Source organism: Rhizobium sp. BR 315 (assembly GCF_050577975.1).
In the GTDB taxonomy this organism is placed as follows: domain Bacteria; phylum Pseudomonadota; class Alphaproteobacteria; order Rhizobiales; family Rhizobiaceae; genus Rhizobium; species Rhizobium miluonense.
Map to the genome: position 1 here is coordinate 299,097 of NZ_JARWKZ010000001.1, position 18,856 is coordinate 317,952.

The window sequence follows — 18,856 nt, forward strand, 5'->3', positions numbered from 1 at the left end:
ACCTCGCGCTGAATGGCTGTGAGGTGAAGTCGATCTGGTCGACGTTGCGGGCCGTATCAGCGTGCTTTGTAGCTGACCGAAATCTTGGCACTCGCCAGGGCAGTTTGCGCCAGCTGTGTGGCGTCGAGACCGAGCGACCCGATCTGCAACGGCTTGGCGAAGGCGAGATCGAGGGTAAAGAAACCAGTGGGATGGGGAAGATCCTGCAGGAAGCGGAGCAGGGCCTTCTTCGAGTCCGCGTCGATCTGGCTGTCCGGGAGGATCTGCAGCGCCGTCGAGGCATTGTCGCGCAGCTGGTTGATGCCTTGCGCCGGATCGTCCGAGCCGCCAATCTGCTGCAGAAACGAGGCCAGCGACGGTACGGCCATGCCCTCGAACAGTCCCTGATTGTCGAGCCGGAAACGCATATGCGTCAGGCCGGCAGAGCCCCCCTCTGCCAGTGCTTGCACATTCGTGTTCTTGGGCAGGGTAAACTCAGCCGATAGCGACGCCTTGCCAAGCCGCAGATTGGTGAGCTGCAGCTCCTGAATGTCGAGATAACCGTCCTTGGGTTCGAAGTGAAATGAGCCGGAAATATCCATCGGCCATTGCTGAACCGTGGCAATGTAGTTCGCAAAAGCATTATCCAGCAGCGGTGTGAAGCGTATACCTTCGACGGAGAAGCGCCCCCAGGTGGGGATATGGTCGGGCTTGGTCGTAATGGCCTTGAGGAAGGCAACCAGATCGTCGCCCTTCATTTCCGCATGTTCAAACGTCCATCCCAATCGGCTGCCGGACTTGAAAAGTCCCTTCGTCACGGCGCAGCCGTCATGCAGTTCGGACACGGTAAAGCCATCCGTATGCTGAATGACTTCGCTGCCGTTGACGAGGTCGGCACATGGCGTTTCGGCTGCCGCGGTGGAAAAGGGAGCGAGCGAAAGCAAAAGAGGAAACAGGAGGAAGGGGCGCACTTTTCACACCTATCTGTTTGAGGAGATCGGCAAATACAAAACCGCGCCATGTTTCGGCCTGTGCCGCGCATGTCAAGTCACGATGCCTCGACGTCGGTTCTTCCCGCCGCGGTTGGTGCTTTTGATGGGCGGTGGGCGTCAGGCCGAGAGCTTCAGGCTTTCAGACTTGGTCTGATCGCTGCGACTGCTATAGGGCAGAACCCGGCGCAGAACCTCTTGAGCAAGAGCCTGCGCATTCTGCTGAGCCTTGTCGAGATTGCTGACGCTTTCCGGAGCGATGGAATAAAGGGTCTGACCATAGCCGAAGACTTCGCGGTAGGCGGCGCGTTCGATGATCGGCGTGGACAGCACATGGACGCGCCGGCTGGAGAGCAGTTCCTTCACCGATTGCAGCGCGCGTGTCGTCACCATCGGATTGACGCGCGTCAGCACGACCGAGTGCGGAATGCGGATATCGGCGCGGTCTTCCAGATATTGCAGAAGCTCGATGACGTTAGTCGCACCCTCCGCATCCATGGCGGAGCCCTGCACGGGAATGAGCACGTAGTTGGAATAGCCGAGCGCCTGGGCCAGCAGCGGGCTGCGTGCGCCGGGCAGGTCGATGAGCAGGAAATCGACCGCATCGCGCAGCTTGCGCGCATGCTGGCCGAGATTGGCGGCGGTCACATAGGGGACGACCGAGAGCGAGGCTGGTGCCCTGTCGCCCAGTCGCTCATGCCATTTGGAAATCCACAACTGCGGGTCTGCATCCAGCACGGCCACGGAAAAGCCCATTCTGGCGAGTTCGCAGGCAACAATGACGACGGCGGTGGTCTTGCCGGCGCCGCCTTTGGTATTGGCAAAGGTCAGAACGGCCATGGGGGACTCCCTGGGCTGATCGGTTTGGCAACTCAATGGGGTGGCGAGGGCTGTCATGGCTTGCAGGGATCGTTACGCATTTATGGTTAACAAACCATTTTGAATGAGTTTCCGGCCGGCCCCGCCGCTGCCTTGATCACAGGTCAATGCCGCTTGTCAGCGGCCAGGATTTCGCGGGCGATCTGATCGAGAGCCACGGTCCGGTCGACGCCGCCATGGGCGATCGCTTCCTTGGGCATGCCGAAGACGACGGATGTTTCCTCGTCCTGGGCGACGGTGAAGGCGCCGGCCTCGTGCATCTCCTTCATGCCGCGCGCGCCATCGTCACCCATGCCGGTCATGATGACGCCCATGGCGTTGCCGGCGGCAGACCGTGCGGCGGACCGGAAGAGCACATCGACGGAGGGGCGATGCCTGGAGACGAGCGGACCGTCCTTGATCGCAACGACATAGCGTGCGCCCTGCCGTTCCAGCAGCATATGCTTGCCGCCGGGAGCAATCAGCACATGGCCCCGCAGCACCGCATCGCCATGTTCCGCTTCCTTGACCTCCACTTCGCAAAGGCTGTTCAGGCGCTTGGCAAAGGCAGCTGTGAATTTCTCCGGCATGTGCTGCACGATGACTATGCCGGGCGTGTTCGCCGGTAGCGCCATCAGCAATTCGCGCAACGCCTCGGTGCCGCCTGTGGACGCTCCCACGCAAACGACCATCTCGGTGGTCTTCGCCATGGCCCGGCCGGTAGGCGGGGGCAGCACGACATCGGCCGTCAGCTTGGCCGTCGGCTCCGCCGAAGCGACCAGACGTTTGCGCGCCGTTCCGAGCCGCGCTGCCGCAGCACCCTTGACCGTTTCCCGGATCATCGCGGCTGCCTCCGCCAGATGGTCGGCGGCGGCGATCTTGGGTTTCAGGATGATATCGACGGCGCCTGCTTCCAGCGCCTGCATCAGCGTTTCCGAACCGGCCTCGGTCAGGGAAGAGCACATGACGACGGGGATGGGACGCTGCGTCATCAGCTTGCGCAGGAAGGTAATGCCGTCCATGCGAGGCATTTCGACATCGAGCGTGATGACGTCGGGGATTTCCTCCTGGATCTTCTTGGCGGCCATGAACGGATCGGCGGCGGCGCCCATGACCTCGATATCGGGATCAGCCGATAGAACCTGCGTCATGACCTGTCGGACGCTGGCGGAATCGTCGACGATGAGCACACGGATCTTCTTGGCCATGCGCCTCAGACCTTTCTAAAAACGGTGTTGGCGACCTGCTTCACCGGCAAATTGAGCCCGCTGATTGTCTCGGAGTGGCCGACATAGAGGAAGCCTCCCGTCACCAGCTTCTCGCAGAGCCTCGCCAGCACCTTTTCCTGAGTTGGCTTGTCGAAATAGATCAGGACATTGCGGCAGAAGACAATATGAACCTTGTCGCCGATCTCGTAGGCCCGGTCCATCAGGTTGAGACGGCCAAAGCCGATCTTCGCGCGCAGCTTCGGATGGATGCGAACTTCGCCGCGTTGCGGATCGCGCGGCTCCATGATGTAGCGGATCCGTTTCTGCCGGTCGACCGGATCGATCATCCCAATCGGGTAGATGCCCTTGCGTGCCGCCTTGAGGACGTCGGTGGAAAGATCTGTGGCAAGAATGCTGTAGTCTGGCGTGCCGCGAGCCTCGCGATAGTCCTCAAGCACCATGGCGATCGTGTAGGGCTCGGCGCCAACCGAGCAGGCGGCACTCCAGATGCGCAGGCGGCTATGGCCGGCCGCCAGGAGTTCGGGTAGGGCGGATTGTTCGAGGTGCTCGAAATGCTTCGGCTCGCGGAAGAAATCCGTCTTGTTGGTGGTGACAGCGTCGATGAGGTGAATGGCTTCCCGGTCGATGCCGCCGTGCTTGAAGAGATAGTCGCAGTAATCATCGAGATCGACGATCCCCGTCGCCCTCAGCCGGCGCCGCAATCGCCCCTCCAGCATGGTGCGTTTTGCCGGCGGCATCTTGATGCCGCTATAGTCGTAGATGTAGCGGGCAAGCTGGTCGAAGTTTCGCCGGCTAAGTCCCCTGTCACTGTAGTCTCTTGCATCCTGCACTGACACGTTAGGTCTCACTCAAATGGCGGCAAATTCTGAAGCGCTTTGACCAGCGCCTACACCCATCAACGATACCTTGTCGGAGGAGGAGAAGAGCTTGGCGAGGTCGATGATGACAACGAAGCCGTTCTCCCTGCGCACTACGCCTGCAATATACTCGGAGGGCCAGCGCACCCCGATGTCGGGAGCGCTTTCGATCGCCTGATGTTTGAACGAGGTAACCTCGAAAACACGGTCTGCGACCAGACCGAGCGTCAGCACCTTGTCTGTGATCGGAATGTCGATCACCAGAATGCGGGTATGCGGCGTCTTGGCGGTAGCCGACATGCCAAGCCGGAGGCGCAGGTCGATGACCGGCACGCCTTGGCCGCGTACGTCGCGCAGGCCCAGCAGATAGTCCGGCCCATGCGGAATACGAAAGGCGTCCTGATGGTCCAGGATTTCGCGAACCACCTCAACCGGAACGGCGAAGCATTCTTCACCGAGGCCGAAGGTCACATATTGAGCTTCGGTGCTGGTCGCGACCATTTATGCGCTCTCCTTGAAGTCGTTGTCATCGGCGTCGGGACCACCCATGGACATGTCGAGGCTGAAGCCCCTGAGACGAGCCTGCTGCGCGGCGATGCTGTTGTCGGCGCGAGCGGCAGGTGCTCTGGCAGGTGCCTTGATGGCAGGCTTGGCCTTGGCGGCGCCCATCGCCTGATGGATGGGATTGTGTACCGGCTGCGCCTTGCGCGTATTGGCCTGGTCCACCTTGAAGAAGGCAATCGAAGCCTGCAGTTCCTCGGCCTGGGCGGCGAGTTCTTCCGACGTTGCCGACATTTCTTCGGAAGCGCCGGCATTCTGCTGCGTCACCTTGTCGAGCTGCTGGATCGCCTCGTTGATTTGCGATGCGCCGATGTCCTGTTCGCGGCAGGCCGCCGAGATTTCGGCGACCAGTTCGGCCGTCTTGCGGATATCGGGCACGAGACGCGAGAGCATATCGCCGGCCTCGGTTGCGACCGTGACGGTCTCGCCCGAGAGGCTTGAGATTTCGGCTGCTGCCGCCTGGCTGCGCTCGGCAAGCTTGCGCACTTCGGACGCGACGACGGCAAAGCCGCGGCCGTGTTCGCCGGCACGGGCCGCTTCGACGGCGGCATTGAGGGCAAGCAGATCGGTCTGTCGGGCGATTTCCTGAACAATGGAGATCTTCTCGGCAATGGTGCGCATGGCGTTGACGGCACGGTCGACGGCCTGGCCGCTGATCTCTGCGTCCTTGGCGGACTGACGGGCGATCTTCTCCGTCTGGGCGGCGTTGTCGGCGTTCTGCTTGATGTTGGCAGCCATCTCTTCCATCGAGGCGGAGGCCTCTTCAGCGGACGAAGCCTGTTCGGTCGCACCCTGTGACAGCTGCTCGGAGCCGGCCGATAGCTGCTGGCTGCCCGACGAGACGTTGTCTGAAGCCGACAGCGCATCCGCGACGACGCCGCGCAGCCGCTCGACCATCGACAGGAGCGAGACGCCAAGTGTGTCCTTGTCCGACATCGGCTTCGGCTTGACCGTCAGATCGCCGTTGGCAATCTGGTCGGCGATCATTGCGGTATTACGCAGGTTGCCGGTCATGACATTGATGGTGTCGACGAGGTCCTTGATCTCGTCGTTGGTCTTGATCTCGATATTCTGGTTGAGATCGCCGATTGCCACGCCTTCGGCGACGGTCTGGATCTTCTTCAGGCCGCGATTGATCCCGAGCGCGATCCAGATGGCGACGGCAGTCGAGAGCACGAACATGACTGCCAGCGAGGTGAGCAGAAGATTTCGCGCAAAGGCATATTGCGCATCGGTTGCCTGGTCGGTCTCCTGCAGATTAGCAACAATCGCCTGATTGATGCCGTCGACCGCCTCCAGGAGAACCGCGGTCGCCTTGCGGCCTTCATTCATGGAGATTTCCGCCGCTTTGCGGTCGCTTTCGTCCGTGTTCTCCGTCGCCAGCTTCAGGGCTTGCTCGTCCACCTGTTTCCAGGCCGGAAACTGCTTCGAGAATTCCCTGGTTCTGGCAAGGACGGCCTCGTCCTTGCTCTGGGACAATGTCTGCAGGAGCTGATCGATTTTCGTCTCGTTTACGTGAATCTCATTGACGTAATTGGCGATCGCCTGCGGGTCGGTGTTGAGAATGGCATTCTTCTCATTGCGGATGGCATTCAACACGGCACTGGAGAGATCGCCGGAACTGCGCAGATTGGCGGCTGGGCCCTGGATGATTTCGGAAACCGCTGTGTTGAGAGAAGACAGGCTCATGATTGCCAGGACGGACATGCCGGTCGACAGCAGGATCAGGAGGCCGAATGCGAGAGTCAATTTCAACTTGATGGTAAAGCGCATCTCAAAAAAATCCTGGGAAGAGAGGTTCGATGATCTAAGTTTGAAAAGTCAGACGGAGACCGTCTGGATGCGCGAAGACCGATACATTCACCCTTCCGCGAACCGAGGATCAGTTCTTGAGGCCTGCGGTAGCATTCGCCAGCCTCTGATCCGGCGCCTTCCGGCGCCGGATCCTCTTGGTATCAAGCCATCCGCCTAGGCGCTCTGGCGAAAGTCGTTGTCATCGGCGTCGGGACCACCCATGGACATGTCGAGACTGAAGCCCTTGAGACGAGCCTGCTGCGCGGCAATGCCGTTGTCGGCGCGAGCGGCAGGTGCCCTGGCAGCCGTTACCTTGGCGCCAGGCTTGGCCTTGGCGGCGCCCATCGCATGATGGACAGGGTTGTGCACCGGCTGGGCTCTGCGGGCATTGGCCTGATCGACCTTGAAGAAGGCGATCGAGGCCTGCAGTTCCTCAGCCTGAGCGGCAAGCTCTTCCGACGTTGCTGACATCTCTTCGGAAGCGCCGGCGTTCTGCTGCGTCACCTTGTCGAGCTGCTGGATCGCCTCGTTGATCTGCGATGCGCCGATGTCCTGCTCGCGGCAGGCAGCCGAGATTTCGGCGACCAGTTCGGCCGTCTTGCGGATATCGGGCACCAGCCGCGACAGCATGTCGCCGGCCTCGGTTGCGACCGTAACGGTCTCGCCCGAGAGGCTGGAGATTTCGGCGGCTGCCGCCTGGCTGCGCTCGGCAAGCTTGCGCACTTCGGAGGCGACGACGGCAAAGCCGCGGCCGTGCTCGCCGGCACGGGCCGCCTCGACGGCGGCATTGAGGGCAAGCAGATCGGTCTGTCGGGCGATTTCCTGAACAATGGAGATCTTCTCGGCAATGGTGCGCATGGCGTTGACGGCACGGTCGACGGCCTGGCCGCTGACCTCTGCGTCCTTGGCGGACTGACGGGCGATCTTCTCCGTCTGGGCGGCGTTGTCGGCATTCTGCTTGATGTTGGCGGCCATCTCTTCCATCGAGGCGGAGGCCTCTTCAGCGGACGAAGCCTGTTCGGTCGCACCCTGCGACAGCTGCTCGGAGCCAGCCGACAGCTGCTGGCTACCGGACGAGACGTTGTCGGATGCCGACAGCGCATCGGCGACGACGCCGCGCAGCCGTTCGATCATCGAATTGACGTGGCCAAGCAGATCGCCGATTTCGTCTTTGGTGGTGATAACAGCAAATTCCGTCAGATCGCCTTCGGCCACCGTCTGGACCGTCCTGACGGCGCGGTTGATGCCCTTGTTGATCGAGATGATGATCCAGATTGCCGAAATAAGCGCGAGGATCGACGCCGCCGAGGCAATGATGATCAGGATCGAGCGTGCATGCGCATAGGCGTTTGCCGCATCTTGATCTGCCTGCTTCAGCCGCGCGCGTTCGGCTTCGAAGACCTGTGCCAGGACGTGGTCGATCTTCGTGCTCGTTTCGCGGGCTTCGGTCGACGAGATTTGCAGTGCGCCGGCGCTGTTCCCGGCCAGCATCATGCTTCGAACATGGTCGTCGGCGGTACGCCAATTGACCGAAAGATCCTTGATCTGCGACCAATAGGCCATGTCCTGCTCGGTGGCGTTGGCGAGGATCTTTGTAAGATCGGCGTCAAATTCTGCGCGTGCTACATCGCTCTTGGCAATGTAACCTTTGGTCTCGTCGACCGACGCCGATAGCAGCATGTTCTTCTGCTGCCGCAGCTGTTGCAGCACAGCGATGTCGAGGTTCTGAGCAAGGCGCAGCCTTTCGGCCGGCCCCGTCAATGTATCGGACCAATTGTCATTGACCTGGCCGAGTGTGGTGATGCTGTAGACAGCCGTGCCGAGAAGCATGGCAATCACGACAGCAAATGCTAGAAGCAGCTTGAGCTTGATCGTAAAGCGCATCTGGTAGCCCCCTTGCCTTGAAAATTCATGCTGTTGCTCTGGCCGCACCTGCGCGTTGCGAAGAGAAGATCGCCTGCAGGTTCGGGATGATGATGAATTCGCCGCCTCGTTTCACGAGCGCCTGGACGTAGTCCGGACGCCAGCGCATGCCGATGATCGGCGGTGGCTCGCTCGCCGACTGCAACAGCTGCGTGACCTCGTAGACCTTGTCGGTTCGAATGCCGATCAGCGTCGTCTCGCCATCGAGTTCGAGCCCCGTCACGACGATGCGGCTGTCGATCGTTACGTTGCCCGGCTCCATGCCGAAGGCGACGCGGATATCGGCCAGCGGAATGACCTTGCCGCGGAAATTGATGACGCTGCCGACAAACGGCAGGCTGCCGGGAACATTGGTTTCGGGCAGCAGATCCAGGATTTCCTGAACGATGACCGCCTCGATGGCGAAGGTCTCGCCATTCAGGCTGAAGGTCAGGACGGAGAGTTCCTCCGCATCCTTCCAGACGGCGCGATAATCGGATTTTACCTCTGCTTCCATCATCCTGCTGCCCGCAATTGCGCCTCCTGATGTTGTCCGGCGGCGATCAGGTGCACGACATCAAGGATCAGCGCCACGTTGCCGTCACCGAGAATGGTCGCGCCTGAAAAGGTGGAGACGTGGTCGTGCAGCTTCGACATCGACTTGATGACGGTCTGGTGGTCGCCGATGATCTGATCGACGACGAGGCCGACCCGCTGACTGCCGGTCGAGATCACCACGACCTTCTGATAGGGGTCCGGCTCGGTGCCGGTCCGGAACAGCTCGCGAAGCCGCAGGAAGGGCACCAGGTCGTCGCGAAGCGAAATGAAGCTGCGGCCGCGCGAGCGCAGATCCTGCTCGACCGAAAGCTCGAGGCATTCCTCGACGGCTGCCAGCGGGATCACGTAACGGCCATTGCCCACCCGCACGAGAAGCCCGTCGATGATCGCAAGCGTCAAAGGAATTCGCAGGGCAATGTCTGAACCCTTGCCGAACTCGCTGGCGATGTCGATCGATCCGCGCAGCGTCTCGATGGTTTTCTTCACCACATCCATGCCGACGCCGCGGCCGGAAAGATTGGTGACCTTCTCCGCCGTCGAAAAACCGGGCTGAAAGATGAGCTGCAACAGCTCCTTGTCCGTGAGCTGGGCACCTGGCTGGATGAGGCCATTGGCTTCCGCCTTGGCACGCACCTTCTGCCTGTCGATGCCGCGCCCGTCATCCTTGATCGAGATGATGACTTCGCTGCCGGTCTGGTGCGCGGAGAGAATGACGCGCCCGGTCACCGGCTTGCCGGCTGCGACACGATCATCCGGGCTTTCCAGCCCGTGGTCGATCGAGTTGCGCACGAGGTGGACGAGCGGATCAGCGAGCCGGTCGATGACGGTCTTGTCGACTTCGGTGCCTTCGCCCTCGGTGATAAGCTCGATATCCTTGCCGGTCTCGCGGGCAAGATCGTGGACCAGTCGGCGGAAGCGGCTGAAAAGGCTCGCGACCGGCATCATACGCAGGACCATCATCGTGTCCCGCAGCTCGCCGGCGAGCCGCTCGATCTCTTCCGAAACGGAGCGCAGGCCGAGATCCGCCACGGAATTTGCCATCTGGCTCAGCCGCGACTGGGCAATGACCAGCTCTCCGACCCGATCCATCATCTCGTCGAGACGCAATGCCGGAATGCGAACATTGTCTGCCTGCTTCTGCGACTTAGCGTCCGCGGGCTGAACTTTGCCTGCATCAACCTGCTGGCTGGTCGATTTTGATGGCGCTTCTGCTGCCGCCTTTTGTTGGGGCGAGACTGAAGGCGGGGGGCTTGCCGGTTGCGCGGTCTGGAGTTCGCGAAGCTCCATTGTCATGTCGTCCATGACGAAGATGAAGACATCCTCGATCTCGGAGCGAGGCTTTTCGGTCGTCAGATGAACCGTCCAGCCGATGTGGAGGTCACGGGGGGCGAGATCCTGAAGCAGAGGGATGGCATCGATATCGGCTTCGATGCGGCATTCGCCGAGATCGCGCAGTTCATCGAGAAGGCCGAGCGGATTGGTGCCATTGGCCATGGCGTTGGCCGGCAGGCTGAATTTCAGATGCCATGTCTTGGCGCTGCCTACGGGGGAACCGGCGTTTAATGTCGCTGCAACCGTCGGGGCGGCAACAGGTGCTGCCGGTGCGCCGTTTGCGCCAACCGCAAGACGCAGCTTTTCCAGCAGAACGGAGCTCATGGTCTCGTGATCGCCGTTCGGATTTTCCAGTAGCGCCTGCATGTGCCCCTGTGCATCGAGAACGGCACCCACCAGCTCCTTCGTGGCGGAAGCCTCGCCCTTGCGAACCCGGTCGAAGGCGGTTTCGCAATGGTGGGTGAAGGCGGCCAGTTGATCGAAGCCGAACATGGAGCCGGATCCCTTGAGGGTATGGAGCCCTCTGAAGACCGTATCGATCTGAGCCCTGTCGCTCAGATCGCGCATCAGATCGAGGAGGCCGGCCTCGATCAGTTCGAGTTGCTCGGCGGCCTCCGTCCTGAAAACGGCGATCGGATCGAGTTCGTTCATCTGCCCAAAACCTTGCGCACGATCTTGATGAGGTTCTCAGGATCGAATGGCTTCGTCAGCCAGCCGGTGGCACCTGCCGCCTTTGCCTGCTGCTTGAGATCGCCGTCCGATTCCGTAGTCAGGAAGATGACCGGTGTTCCCATATAGGCCGGCAGCTGCCGCAGGCCGCGGATCATGGTCAGGCCGTCCATGGTCGGCATGTTGAGATCGGTGACGATCAGGTCGAAATTGCCCGTCTTCATCTTGCTCAGGCCATCGGCACCGTCGACCGCTTCGGTTACCGCATATCCGGCGTTGGTAAGGGCAATGCGCGTGGTCAGCCGAATGCTGGCGGAATCGTCGACGGTGAGAATATTTGCGCTCATGCTGCTTTTCCTTCTAGCCAGAAGCTATCCTTGTGCCGGTCGCCGCAAAGGAGGCCGGTCCGTTGCAGGACGGTCAGAAAATTGCCGTCTGCGGGTTTGTTCAATGCAATCCTCACGCCCGTCCGGTCGGCCGTTTGCCGTGCGGACAGGAGCAGTTGGGGTAGGGTGAGGTCGATCTCCTCGCTATCGTCGATGTCGATGACCAGGGATCGGCGAAGCGAGGCCGCCTCTTGAAGATAGACCTGGATGATGTCTCTCACATTGGCGATGGTCTTGATCGTCAAAGGGCCATGAAGGCGCAGGATTTCCGTCTGTCCGCTCATGCCGAACCCCGAGATAGCTGAAGTGTTGGAACTGTCGTCTTGGAGCCGTCGCCGCGCTCCTGTTCGAAGAGGCCTTTGATGTCGATCCAACGCCGGCAGAAGGCGGCCACGCAACCGGGGTCGAAATGCGTCCCGCTGCTGTTGACGATCTCGCGAAAGGCGTCGGCGATCGGCCAGGCAGCCTTGTAGGATCGTCTGGAGCATAGCGCATCGAAGACATCGGCTATGGCGACGACGCGCGCTTCGATCGGAATCGAGGCCCCTGCAATGCCCTTTGGGTAGCCCGTGCCATCCCATTTCTCGTGGTGGCTTTCCGCAATCTTGCGCGCGACCTCGATCAGTTCGCTGGAACTGTCGCTCAATATTTCTCCGCCGAAATCCGTGTGCTGCTGCATTTGCAAACGTTCTTCGGCGGTCAGCGGGCCGGGCTTGGAAAGAATGGCGTCGGGCAGGCCGATCTTGCCGATATCGTGCAGGGCGCTGGCAAGAAAGACCGTGCGGCAGCGGCGCTCGTCCAGACCGACCTCTTCGGCAATCATCCGGGCAACGATGGCAACCCGGTCCAGGTGATCCGCCGTCTCGCCGTGGCGGCAGGCGATCGCCCTGGAGAGGCGCCATATGATTTCTTCCTCGTGCCGCTCGATCCGTTTCATGGCTACATCGAAATCGCGCTGCAGCGATGCTGCCTTGGTCGCAAGTGCCAACCGCTCTTCGCCGATGCTGAGAATATTGCGGACACGGATCGTCAGCTCCGCCTCATCGATCGGCTTGTTCAGGAATTCGGTAGCGCCGGCTTTCATCGCCGCCAGCTTGATGTCAGCTTCCCTGCGGGACGTGATCATGATGGCGGGGATATGCGCCGTATGGGAATTCTTGCGCAAATGGGAAATGACGTCGATGCCGTTCATGCCGGGCATCATGTAGTCGACGAGAATGAGATCCGGCGCCTGATCCTCCAGCCGCTCGAGTGCATCGCGAGGATGCAGGAACGACAAGACCTCGCTGCCACTGATGGCTTCGACCGCTCGGCGAAGCGTGGCCACGACAGAAGGACTGTCATCTATGACGAAGACGCGCATAGTTACCCCGCGGAGCGCCCGCTGCAGATATGCGGGGTTCACTCACGTTTATCGGTTTGGATGTTTGGAGACCTTTCGGACGAAAGGGCCGCGTCACAATGATTGTGAGTCTTGGCTGGCTCAACGAAATCGTTAAATGGCTAACGGTGTATTAAATCCGGCTTCAACCTGTGATAGTTTTCGCAATTAACTGCGATATAGTGATAGAATTGCGTATTTCTGATATTAAATATTTGAAGGGGGGCTCAGGCGACGGCGGCTGGCACGCGTCGATGATGGAGAGACGCCGTAGAGGGCGCGATAGCGCGCAGCAAAGTATCCCATATGGCTGAAACCCCAGCGTGCGGCAATATCCGATATATTCTCGTCGGCATCGCCATGGAGCAGCTCGTGATGGATCTGCTGAAGCCGCAGGCGCTGAACGTAGTTCAGAGGATTCATCCCCACATTCTGCTGAAAGGATAGCTGCAAGCTGCGCACGCTTTGCCCGGCATTTCGCGCGATATCCAACACGGTGAATTCTTCGCCGAGATGCGCCTGGATCCAGTCCAGCGCTCGTTTCAGATTGCGAGGCCGTGCGGCCTGGATCATGGTCTTCTGGGCCGATGTCGGCCACGATTGCAGGAATGCGGTGATAAGGGCTTCCTGGAAAAGGGATGCACCCAGCGGCGAGCCGGCAAATGGGTGATCGCCCGATTCCAGAAGCAAGGCCGCCATGAGGTGGATGGTGCGCACGCCCTTTTCCGTGAGGTCGGCCATCGCATCGAAGCGCCGGAAGAAGGCCTCGGGATCGCCATTCTCGAGATGGATCAGTGGCAGGCAAAGAGAGCGGGGTATGGCGAGCGCGATCTTGCAGGCGCTCCGAGAGGCTTTGAGCCTTGTGGGTCCGGAAGACAGCAGCATGAAGGCCGTCCCCGCAGTCGCGCTGAATTCCTGCTCCTCTGTTTCAACCTCGAAGGTGCCGCTTTCGACGAAGTGCAGCTCGATGCGATCGGCAGGGCGAAACAGGTATTGGATCTCGTAGCCAGTCTCAGAAAATATCTTCCAGGCCGCCATTTCCCGGATCATCGCCACGGTGACGTCGATGTGAAACCGCGGGTTTTCCGATCCTTGATCGAAAACGACGGATATGTCGGCAGCACTCAGTTTTTCCTGAAGCTCCGTGGGCTCGCAGGACGACCATGCATATTTGTCAACGGCAATGTTCATTTCTGTTCGATCAGCTTCAGCGGGCTCGCCACGATCTAAATCGCAAGTAGAACCGATGGCCTTCAAGTCGGCGCATATACGCCCGGTGGTAGATATAAGGACCAGGTCTTGCCCAAAGCTTTACTCTGGGTCGATAAAAAGGCGCAACTTTGGGACAACTGCCAGTTTTGTCTCGGCTGTTAACTCCGTATTTCTGACTCCGCCTTAGTTTCCCGAAGACGGTTTCAGGTGAGGTCCAACAGTATGGCGTATGCGGCGGCGAACCGAACATTTGCAACTTCTGCGGAAACCTCCGTTTCCGCAGATAGTTTTATCGACCGGCTGGAAGGTGCCCGATTGCAGATCGAGCAGCGCTTCCTGGACGGCGGCGCGGTTCTGATCACTGTGACGGAGGCGCTGACCAAGCTGGTCGGTCTGCTGGAGCATATTGGCAACTCGCTGAAGGAGGAAAACGCCGCCGAAGCCACCGGTCGCCTGCTTCAGACGGTCGATCTGCTGCATCAGCTGCCGCCCGCCGAAGTGCGCCGTCAGGATAGCGTCGCAATCATCGGCGAGACCGGTCGGTCGCTCGGCGTACATGTGCTGTCGATGGAAGAGACTCTGCGCTATTTGCGAACCTTTGCTGCGACAGCAAAAATTGCAGGCGCAAGGATTCCGGACTTCTCCAGCTTTGCCAGCGAGATCGTCGAACGCATCGAATTTGCAACCAAGGAAGTCAGGGCACTATCGGTGCAGATCCGCTCGTTGGAGGCGCAAATCGAATCCGCCGCTGCCAGCGAAGACAGTTCGCTCGCACAATATCTCGACGGCATTCCATCCATCGCCCGGCGTCTGCTGTCGAATGCCGATGAAATCCAGGTCCAGCGGCGTAACCTGTCGGAACTGGCCGATACCGTTTCCGGCCTTGCGCGAAAAATCCAGAACAAGGTTGCCCACACGCTTTCCGCCATGCAGATCGGCGATATCACGCGTCAGAGGGTCGAGCATTGCCAGACCGCTCACGCGATCACGGAGGCCTATCTTGCCGCTGAAGCTCCGGCAGGCCTTTCGGCTGCGGATCGTCAGCGCCTTTCCGGGCTGGCGATGACTCTCGTCTTCGAGTTGCTCAATGAGACGACCGGAGGGTTCAACCGCGAGACAGGCAAGATTGTAGAGAATATTCGCAGCTTCAGCGGCGACATCCGCACCCTTCTCGGCCTCTATCAGACCATGATGGCGCAGAGCGGCGAGGATGGGAAAAGCCCGATCAATTCGCTGCGCGGCGATCTTTCCGCCGCTCGCGGTGTCGTCGACCGCATCGATGCCGCAGCAGCGGGGGCAAACCGGCTGAGCGAAAAGACGTCGGAGATGGTCAAGGAGCTGACCACGAGCATCCAGACTATCCAGCTCGTGCGTCGCGACATCCAATATATGGCCCTCAACACCAATCTGCGCTGCGGCAAGCTTGGAGAAGAGGGGCGCGCAATCAACGTCGTCGCCGGTGAGCTGCGCTCATTCGCATCCTTGCTCGATGAAGATGCCGAGAAGATACTTACCGGGCTCGGCAAGCTCGAAACGCAAGCGACAGGCCTGAAGGACTGGCGGCAGACCAACGAGCCGGACAATGCCTCCGGTCTCGGCGCCCATATCGACGCTGCGCTGCTGCATATCACCGAAGCCGGCTCTTCCATGGACATGAACGTGAAGGAGCTCCGCCGCTGTGGTGAGGACATGACCTCCCAGGTCGCCGAGATCGTCAGCAGCCTCGATTTCCGGGCAGGAATCGGTGAAACACTGGCGTCCTGCACACGAGAGGTCGGCCTTGCGCGCCGTACAAACTTGGACAAAAGCGGGCTGGAAGCACACTTGGCGGTCATTTCCGAGCGCGTTTTCAAGGTCTACACCATGGCCGCCGAACGCGAGATCCATGCGGCGATCTTCGGCATGGAAAGCCCGGCAGCGGAAAGCGGGCCGGCTTCGTCGAATGACGAGGAGTTGTTCGCCGACGCTCTCTTCTAGTCGTGACGAAGCCTTTTGCTGAGGATCGAGGGGATGAGAACGCGCGTCTCCGCGGGACCGGCTTCGCCCTGTCAGGGCACTCCCCATGAAAGACTGACCTTGTCTTGACGCTACCTTGACAATCCCAGCGCAGATGATCCGGCGTAACAAGATGCGCCGGGTATTGGGATGAATCAGAACACATCGATCGCAACTGCGCCGGATGGCGCCATGTCCAGTGTTGCTCTTCGCGGGACGAAGCTGCCGACATCAGGCGAACCGCTGCGCTCCCGCTATCTGCTGCTCTTGAGAATATTGACCTTTAGCCTGCGGGTGCGCTGGAAGCGTGCGTTTCTCTTTTGGTTTCGCTTCGCTGCCAATCCGCTGCTGACGATGCGATGGTGGCATTTCCTCGCGACGTTTACGGCAAAGCGGGCGTTCCCGGCTCCGCACGATGAATTGCTGCAGAAGCCGTTGTCGAAATTCCTCGTCTACGGCTTGAGCAGTTCCAAGCGGCTCGCACTTCTCATCGACCATTTCTCGATTGCGGAACGGATTCTGTCACGCGAAAGCATGATCAGCCTTTGGCGTGGCGAGTGGCTCGACATGGGCACTGTCCAGGGGCGCAGCGAAGCATATTCATGTCTTATCGCGCTTGCCGATCGCAGCGGCGGACGCCGTGAGGGTGCTTTTGCCATCAAGCTCGTTCGCGTGCGCGACAAGGCCGTTCTCTGCACGGCGCGGTTCATGTTTGTCCATCATGGGGTGGAAGGCCGCTACACATTCGTCGTTGGCAGCATGCAGGGCCCGCGCAATGCCAAGCAGCGCATGGTCGAGGTGACCCGCGACCTCTCCGGCCTGCGGCCGAAGGAGGCGATCCTGGTCGTGCTGCAAGGCCTGACCGTCGAAGGCCGTGCGCAGCATTTCCTTGCCATTTCGCAGGCGAAGCAACCGATCCACTATCGGCGCGGCAGCAAGCAATCGATGATGATGTCGAATATCGACGCCTTCTGGGCGGAACGCTCCGGCGAACCGGACGACACCTTCGGCTTCCTTGTTCCGCACTCGAAAACCTACGGCGCGGACAAGCGCAGCCAGAGCAAGCTGTGGTTCTATAATGTCGGTGAACTCTTCTATTGAAGAGCGAGTGCAAGTGGGTGTGGGTCCGGCCGGATTTGTCAGCCGTGAGCTGGCAAGGAGATCGAGAAGTACGCACGCTCACATTCCGCGGAACTTGAGCTAGCGAACCACCAAGACCGAACGTCGGGGTGACGGTCTTCTAGACGTTCTTGTCCGTCAAGTGGATGGCGACCATCGCCCCGCCTTCCGGCCGGTTTCCAAATTCCAGCCGCCCGCCATGGGCAACGGCGATGGCCTGCACCACGGAAAGCCCCAGTCCGGTGCCGCCGGTTGCGCGTGAACGGGAGGATTCGCCACGCCAGAAGGGATTGGTGTCGATCGCATCCATGTCCTCCGGAAATCCGGGGCCGCGATCGAGAATGCGGATGACGACGCTTCCATCTCGCAGCCGCTCCGTCTCGCATCTCAGCCAGCCGCCATCTGCAGCATAGCGGCAGGCATTTTGGAGGAGTGCCAGGACCGCCTGACGGACCCTTGGCGAATCCGCCGAGATCCGCGCGGGCCGGAGGTCGGCTTCAACCTGCAGCTTGCTGGCATCCAGCATCGGTTTGGCCGAGGCAAGGACTGTTTCAACCACATCGGAAACATCGATCCGCTGGCGCTCGATGACGAGCTTTTGGCCAATGGCCAGGGAAAGAGTGCGCAGATCTTCGACGATGCGCCCCAATCCTTCGACCTGAAGCAGTAGGTCGGATACTATTTTCCGGTCCATCGGAAAGACGCCGTCGAGCATGCTCTGCAGCGATCCTTGCAGGATCGTCAGCGGTGTCCGCAGTTCGTGTGCGACCGCCATGTTGTTGAAGCGTAATCTCTTTTCCATGGTTTCGAGACCTGTCGCAAGCGCGTTGAAGGTCGTGACCAGGCTCGCGACTTCCCGCGTGCTGCGATAGGGCTCGGCAACGCGAACCGAGAAGTCCCCGGATTTCAGGCCTTCGGCAGCGGAGGTGAGTTCTCCGAGGGGGCTCGCGAGCCGCCGCGCCAGAAAGACGCCGATGAGGGCGCAGACCACGGCCGAAAGCAGGCCGCAGACCAGAACGGAAAGCTGAACTTTCAGATCCGTCGGTCCCGTCAGCGCATTGAGGTGTTCGAAAAGCAGCGTAAGAGAGTCTCCGTCGGGAACCTTGCCTTCACTCAGCATCTTATAGGCCGCAGAGGCTTTTGGCGGCAGGGCTTCGGTGATGCTCTCTTCCAGATAGGAGGCATACCAGCTGACCCCTATGTAGGTCAGACCGACGCTCAGAAGCAGCATGATGGTTGTGACGATGGCGGTAAGGGTGGCGAGGGAGACGCAGGGGAATCTGAACTTCTTCATCTCGGATCCGAAAAGCGGTAGCCAATGCCGCGTACAGCAGGAAAGAAGCCGTCCTGCCCCATATCCTCCAGTTTGCGCCGAAGGTTTGAGATGTGCGTATCGACGGTACGCACCAGGGCATCGCTTTCCGGCAGGCAAGCATCGAGGATGTCCGAGCGCGCGAAAGCTTGGGTCGGGTGTCGGATCATATAGGCAAGAATCCGGAACTCGCTGAGGGTCAGGGGCAGCGGAACGCGACGCCCGTCGTTATTGATGAAGGCTGTGTAGCTGCCGAAATCGACTTCCAGAGCGCCGAAACGGCGAACCGTTTCAGCACGGTCCCCCTGCGTCCGGCGCAAGACGGCTCGGACGCGTGCGACGACCTCCTGCGGGTTGAACGGTTTGACGACATAGTCATCGGCTCCGAGCCGCAGTCCGCTCAGGCGGTCTATATCGTCGGCGACGGCGGTGACCATGATGATCGGCGTCGAGCCGACCTGGCGCAGACGGCCGAGCACCCCGAAGCCGTCAAGCTTCGGCAGGCGAACGTCCAGCAGCACGATATCTGGCTTCAAAAGCGCATGATGCTGGAGTGCGGTCTCGCCATCGCCGGCGCGCACGGTGCGAAAGCCGTCTCGCGTCAGATAGGCTTCCAATATCTGCGCGATGGCCGGTTCATCCTCCACGATGAGAACGAGACTGTTGTCCACTCTAGTGCCTTATGCCCCTGATTTTCCTGTCGGCCTTGCCGCCGTGGAGACG

The 18,856-nt window shown here is 60.3% G+C and carries 17 protein-coding genes; 2 read left to right on the plus strand and 15 right to left on the minus strand.

Going from position 1 to position 18,856, the window contains the following annotated elements; genetic code table 11:
* Window positions 1-56: 56 nt before the first annotated feature.
* From QD409_RS01435 to QD409_RS01495, 13 genes are all read right to left on the minus strand, one after another.
* A complete protein-coding gene (locus QD409_RS01435) occupies window positions 57-950 on the minus strand; it encodes a hypothetical protein (protein WP_430761669.1) in 894 nt (297 codons plus the stop codon).
* A gap of 138 nt (window positions 951-1,088) precedes the next feature.
* Window positions 1,089-1,808 (minus strand): AAA family ATPase, encoded by a 720-nt coding sequence (locus QD409_RS01440; protein WP_430761670.1) that lies wholly within the window; start codon window positions 1,806-1,808, stop codon window positions 1,089-1,091.
* Between the two features lie 143 nt (window positions 1,809-1,951).
* Window positions 1,952-3,034, minus strand: a complete 1,083-nt coding sequence (locus QD409_RS01445) for a protein-glutamate methylesterase/protein-glutamine glutaminase (protein ID WP_430761671.1) — start codon at window positions 3,032-3,034, stop codon at window positions 1,952-1,954.
* A 5-nt stretch (window positions 3,035-3,039) separates the two neighbouring features.
* Complete coding sequence (locus QD409_RS01450) at window positions 3,040-3,891, minus strand: CheR family methyltransferase (RefSeq protein WP_430761672.1); 852 nt, start codon at window positions 3,889-3,891, stop codon at window positions 3,040-3,042.
* Between the two features lie 12 nt (window positions 3,892-3,903).
* Complete coding sequence (locus tag QD409_RS01455) at window positions 3,904-4,413, minus strand: chemotaxis protein CheW (protein ID WP_430761673.1); 510 nt, start codon at window positions 4,411-4,413, stop codon at window positions 3,904-3,906.
* On the minus strand, window positions 4,414-6,246 hold the full coding sequence (locus QD409_RS01460) for a methyl-accepting chemotaxis protein (protein WP_430761674.1): 1,833 nt from the start codon (window positions 6,244-6,246) through the stop codon (window positions 4,414-4,416).
* A gap of 195 nt (window positions 6,247-6,441) precedes the next feature.
* Window positions 6,442-8,151: a methyl-accepting chemotaxis protein gene (locus QD409_RS01465; RefSeq protein ID WP_430761675.1), complete on the minus strand. Its 1,710-nt coding sequence runs from the start codon at window positions 8,149-8,151 to the stop codon at window positions 6,442-6,444.
* Between the two features lie 25 nt (window positions 8,152-8,176).
* Window positions 8,177-8,689, minus strand: coding sequence for a chemotaxis protein CheW (locus QD409_RS01470; RefSeq protein WP_092844101.1), 513 nt, complete (start codon window positions 8,687-8,689; stop codon window positions 8,177-8,179).
* Entirely contained in the window at window positions 8,686-10,710 is a 2,025-nt protein-coding gene (locus QD409_RS01475) for a chemotaxis protein CheA (RefSeq protein WP_430761676.1), read from the minus strand. Before QD409_RS01475 ends, QD409_RS01470 begins: the two co-directional genes overlap by 4 nt.
* A complete protein-coding gene (locus QD409_RS01480; RefSeq protein ID WP_430761677.1) occupies window positions 10,707-11,075 on the minus strand; it encodes a response regulator in 369 nt (122 codons plus the stop codon). The genes QD409_RS01475 and QD409_RS01480 overlap by 4 nt, the downstream gene beginning before the upstream one ends.
* The gene (locus QD409_RS01485) at window positions 11,072-11,398 is read right to left on the minus strand and encodes an STAS domain-containing protein (protein WP_430761678.1); all 327 of its coding nucleotides are present in this window, start codon (window positions 11,396-11,398) and stop codon (window positions 11,072-11,074) included. The genes QD409_RS01480 and QD409_RS01485 overlap by 4 nt, the downstream gene beginning before the upstream one ends.
* The gene (locus QD409_RS01490; protein WP_430761679.1) at window positions 11,395-12,477 is read right to left on the minus strand and encodes an HD-GYP domain-containing protein; all 1,083 of its coding nucleotides are present in this window, start codon (window positions 12,475-12,477) and stop codon (window positions 11,395-11,397) included. Before QD409_RS01490 ends, QD409_RS01485 begins: the two co-directional genes overlap by 4 nt.
* Before the next feature lie 225 nt (window positions 12,478-12,702).
* Window positions 12,703-13,686: a helix-turn-helix domain-containing protein gene (locus tag QD409_RS01495; RefSeq protein ID WP_430761680.1), complete on the minus strand. Its 984-nt coding sequence runs from the start codon at window positions 13,684-13,686 to the stop codon at window positions 12,703-12,705.
* Between the two features lie 336 nt (window positions 13,687-14,022).
* Here QD409_RS01495 and QD409_RS01500 point away from each other — a divergent pair, with 336 nt between their 5' ends.
* The gene (locus QD409_RS01500) at window positions 14,023-15,684 is read left to right on the plus strand and encodes a hypothetical protein (RefSeq protein ID WP_430761681.1); all 1,662 of its coding nucleotides are present in this window, start codon (window positions 14,023-14,025) and stop codon (window positions 15,682-15,684) included.
* Between the two features lie 168 nt (window positions 15,685-15,852).
* Window positions 15,853-16,803 (plus strand): DUF535 family protein, encoded by a 951-nt coding sequence (locus QD409_RS01505; protein WP_430761682.1) that lies wholly within the window; start codon window positions 15,853-15,855, stop codon window positions 16,801-16,803.
* A gap of 139 nt (window positions 16,804-16,942) precedes the next feature.
* On the opposite strand, the gene QD409_RS01510 is transcribed toward QD409_RS01505, so the two are convergent.
* Window positions 16,943-18,115: an ATP-binding protein gene (locus QD409_RS01510; RefSeq protein ID WP_430761683.1), complete on the minus strand. Its 1,173-nt coding sequence runs from the start codon at window positions 18,113-18,115 to the stop codon at window positions 16,943-16,945.
* On the minus strand, window positions 18,112-18,804 hold the full coding sequence (locus tag QD409_RS01515; protein ID WP_430761684.1) for a response regulator: 693 nt from the start codon (window positions 18,802-18,804) through the stop codon (window positions 18,112-18,114). Before QD409_RS01515 ends, QD409_RS01510 begins: the two co-directional genes overlap by 4 nt.
* Between the last annotated feature and the right edge of the window lie 52 nt (window positions 18,805-18,856).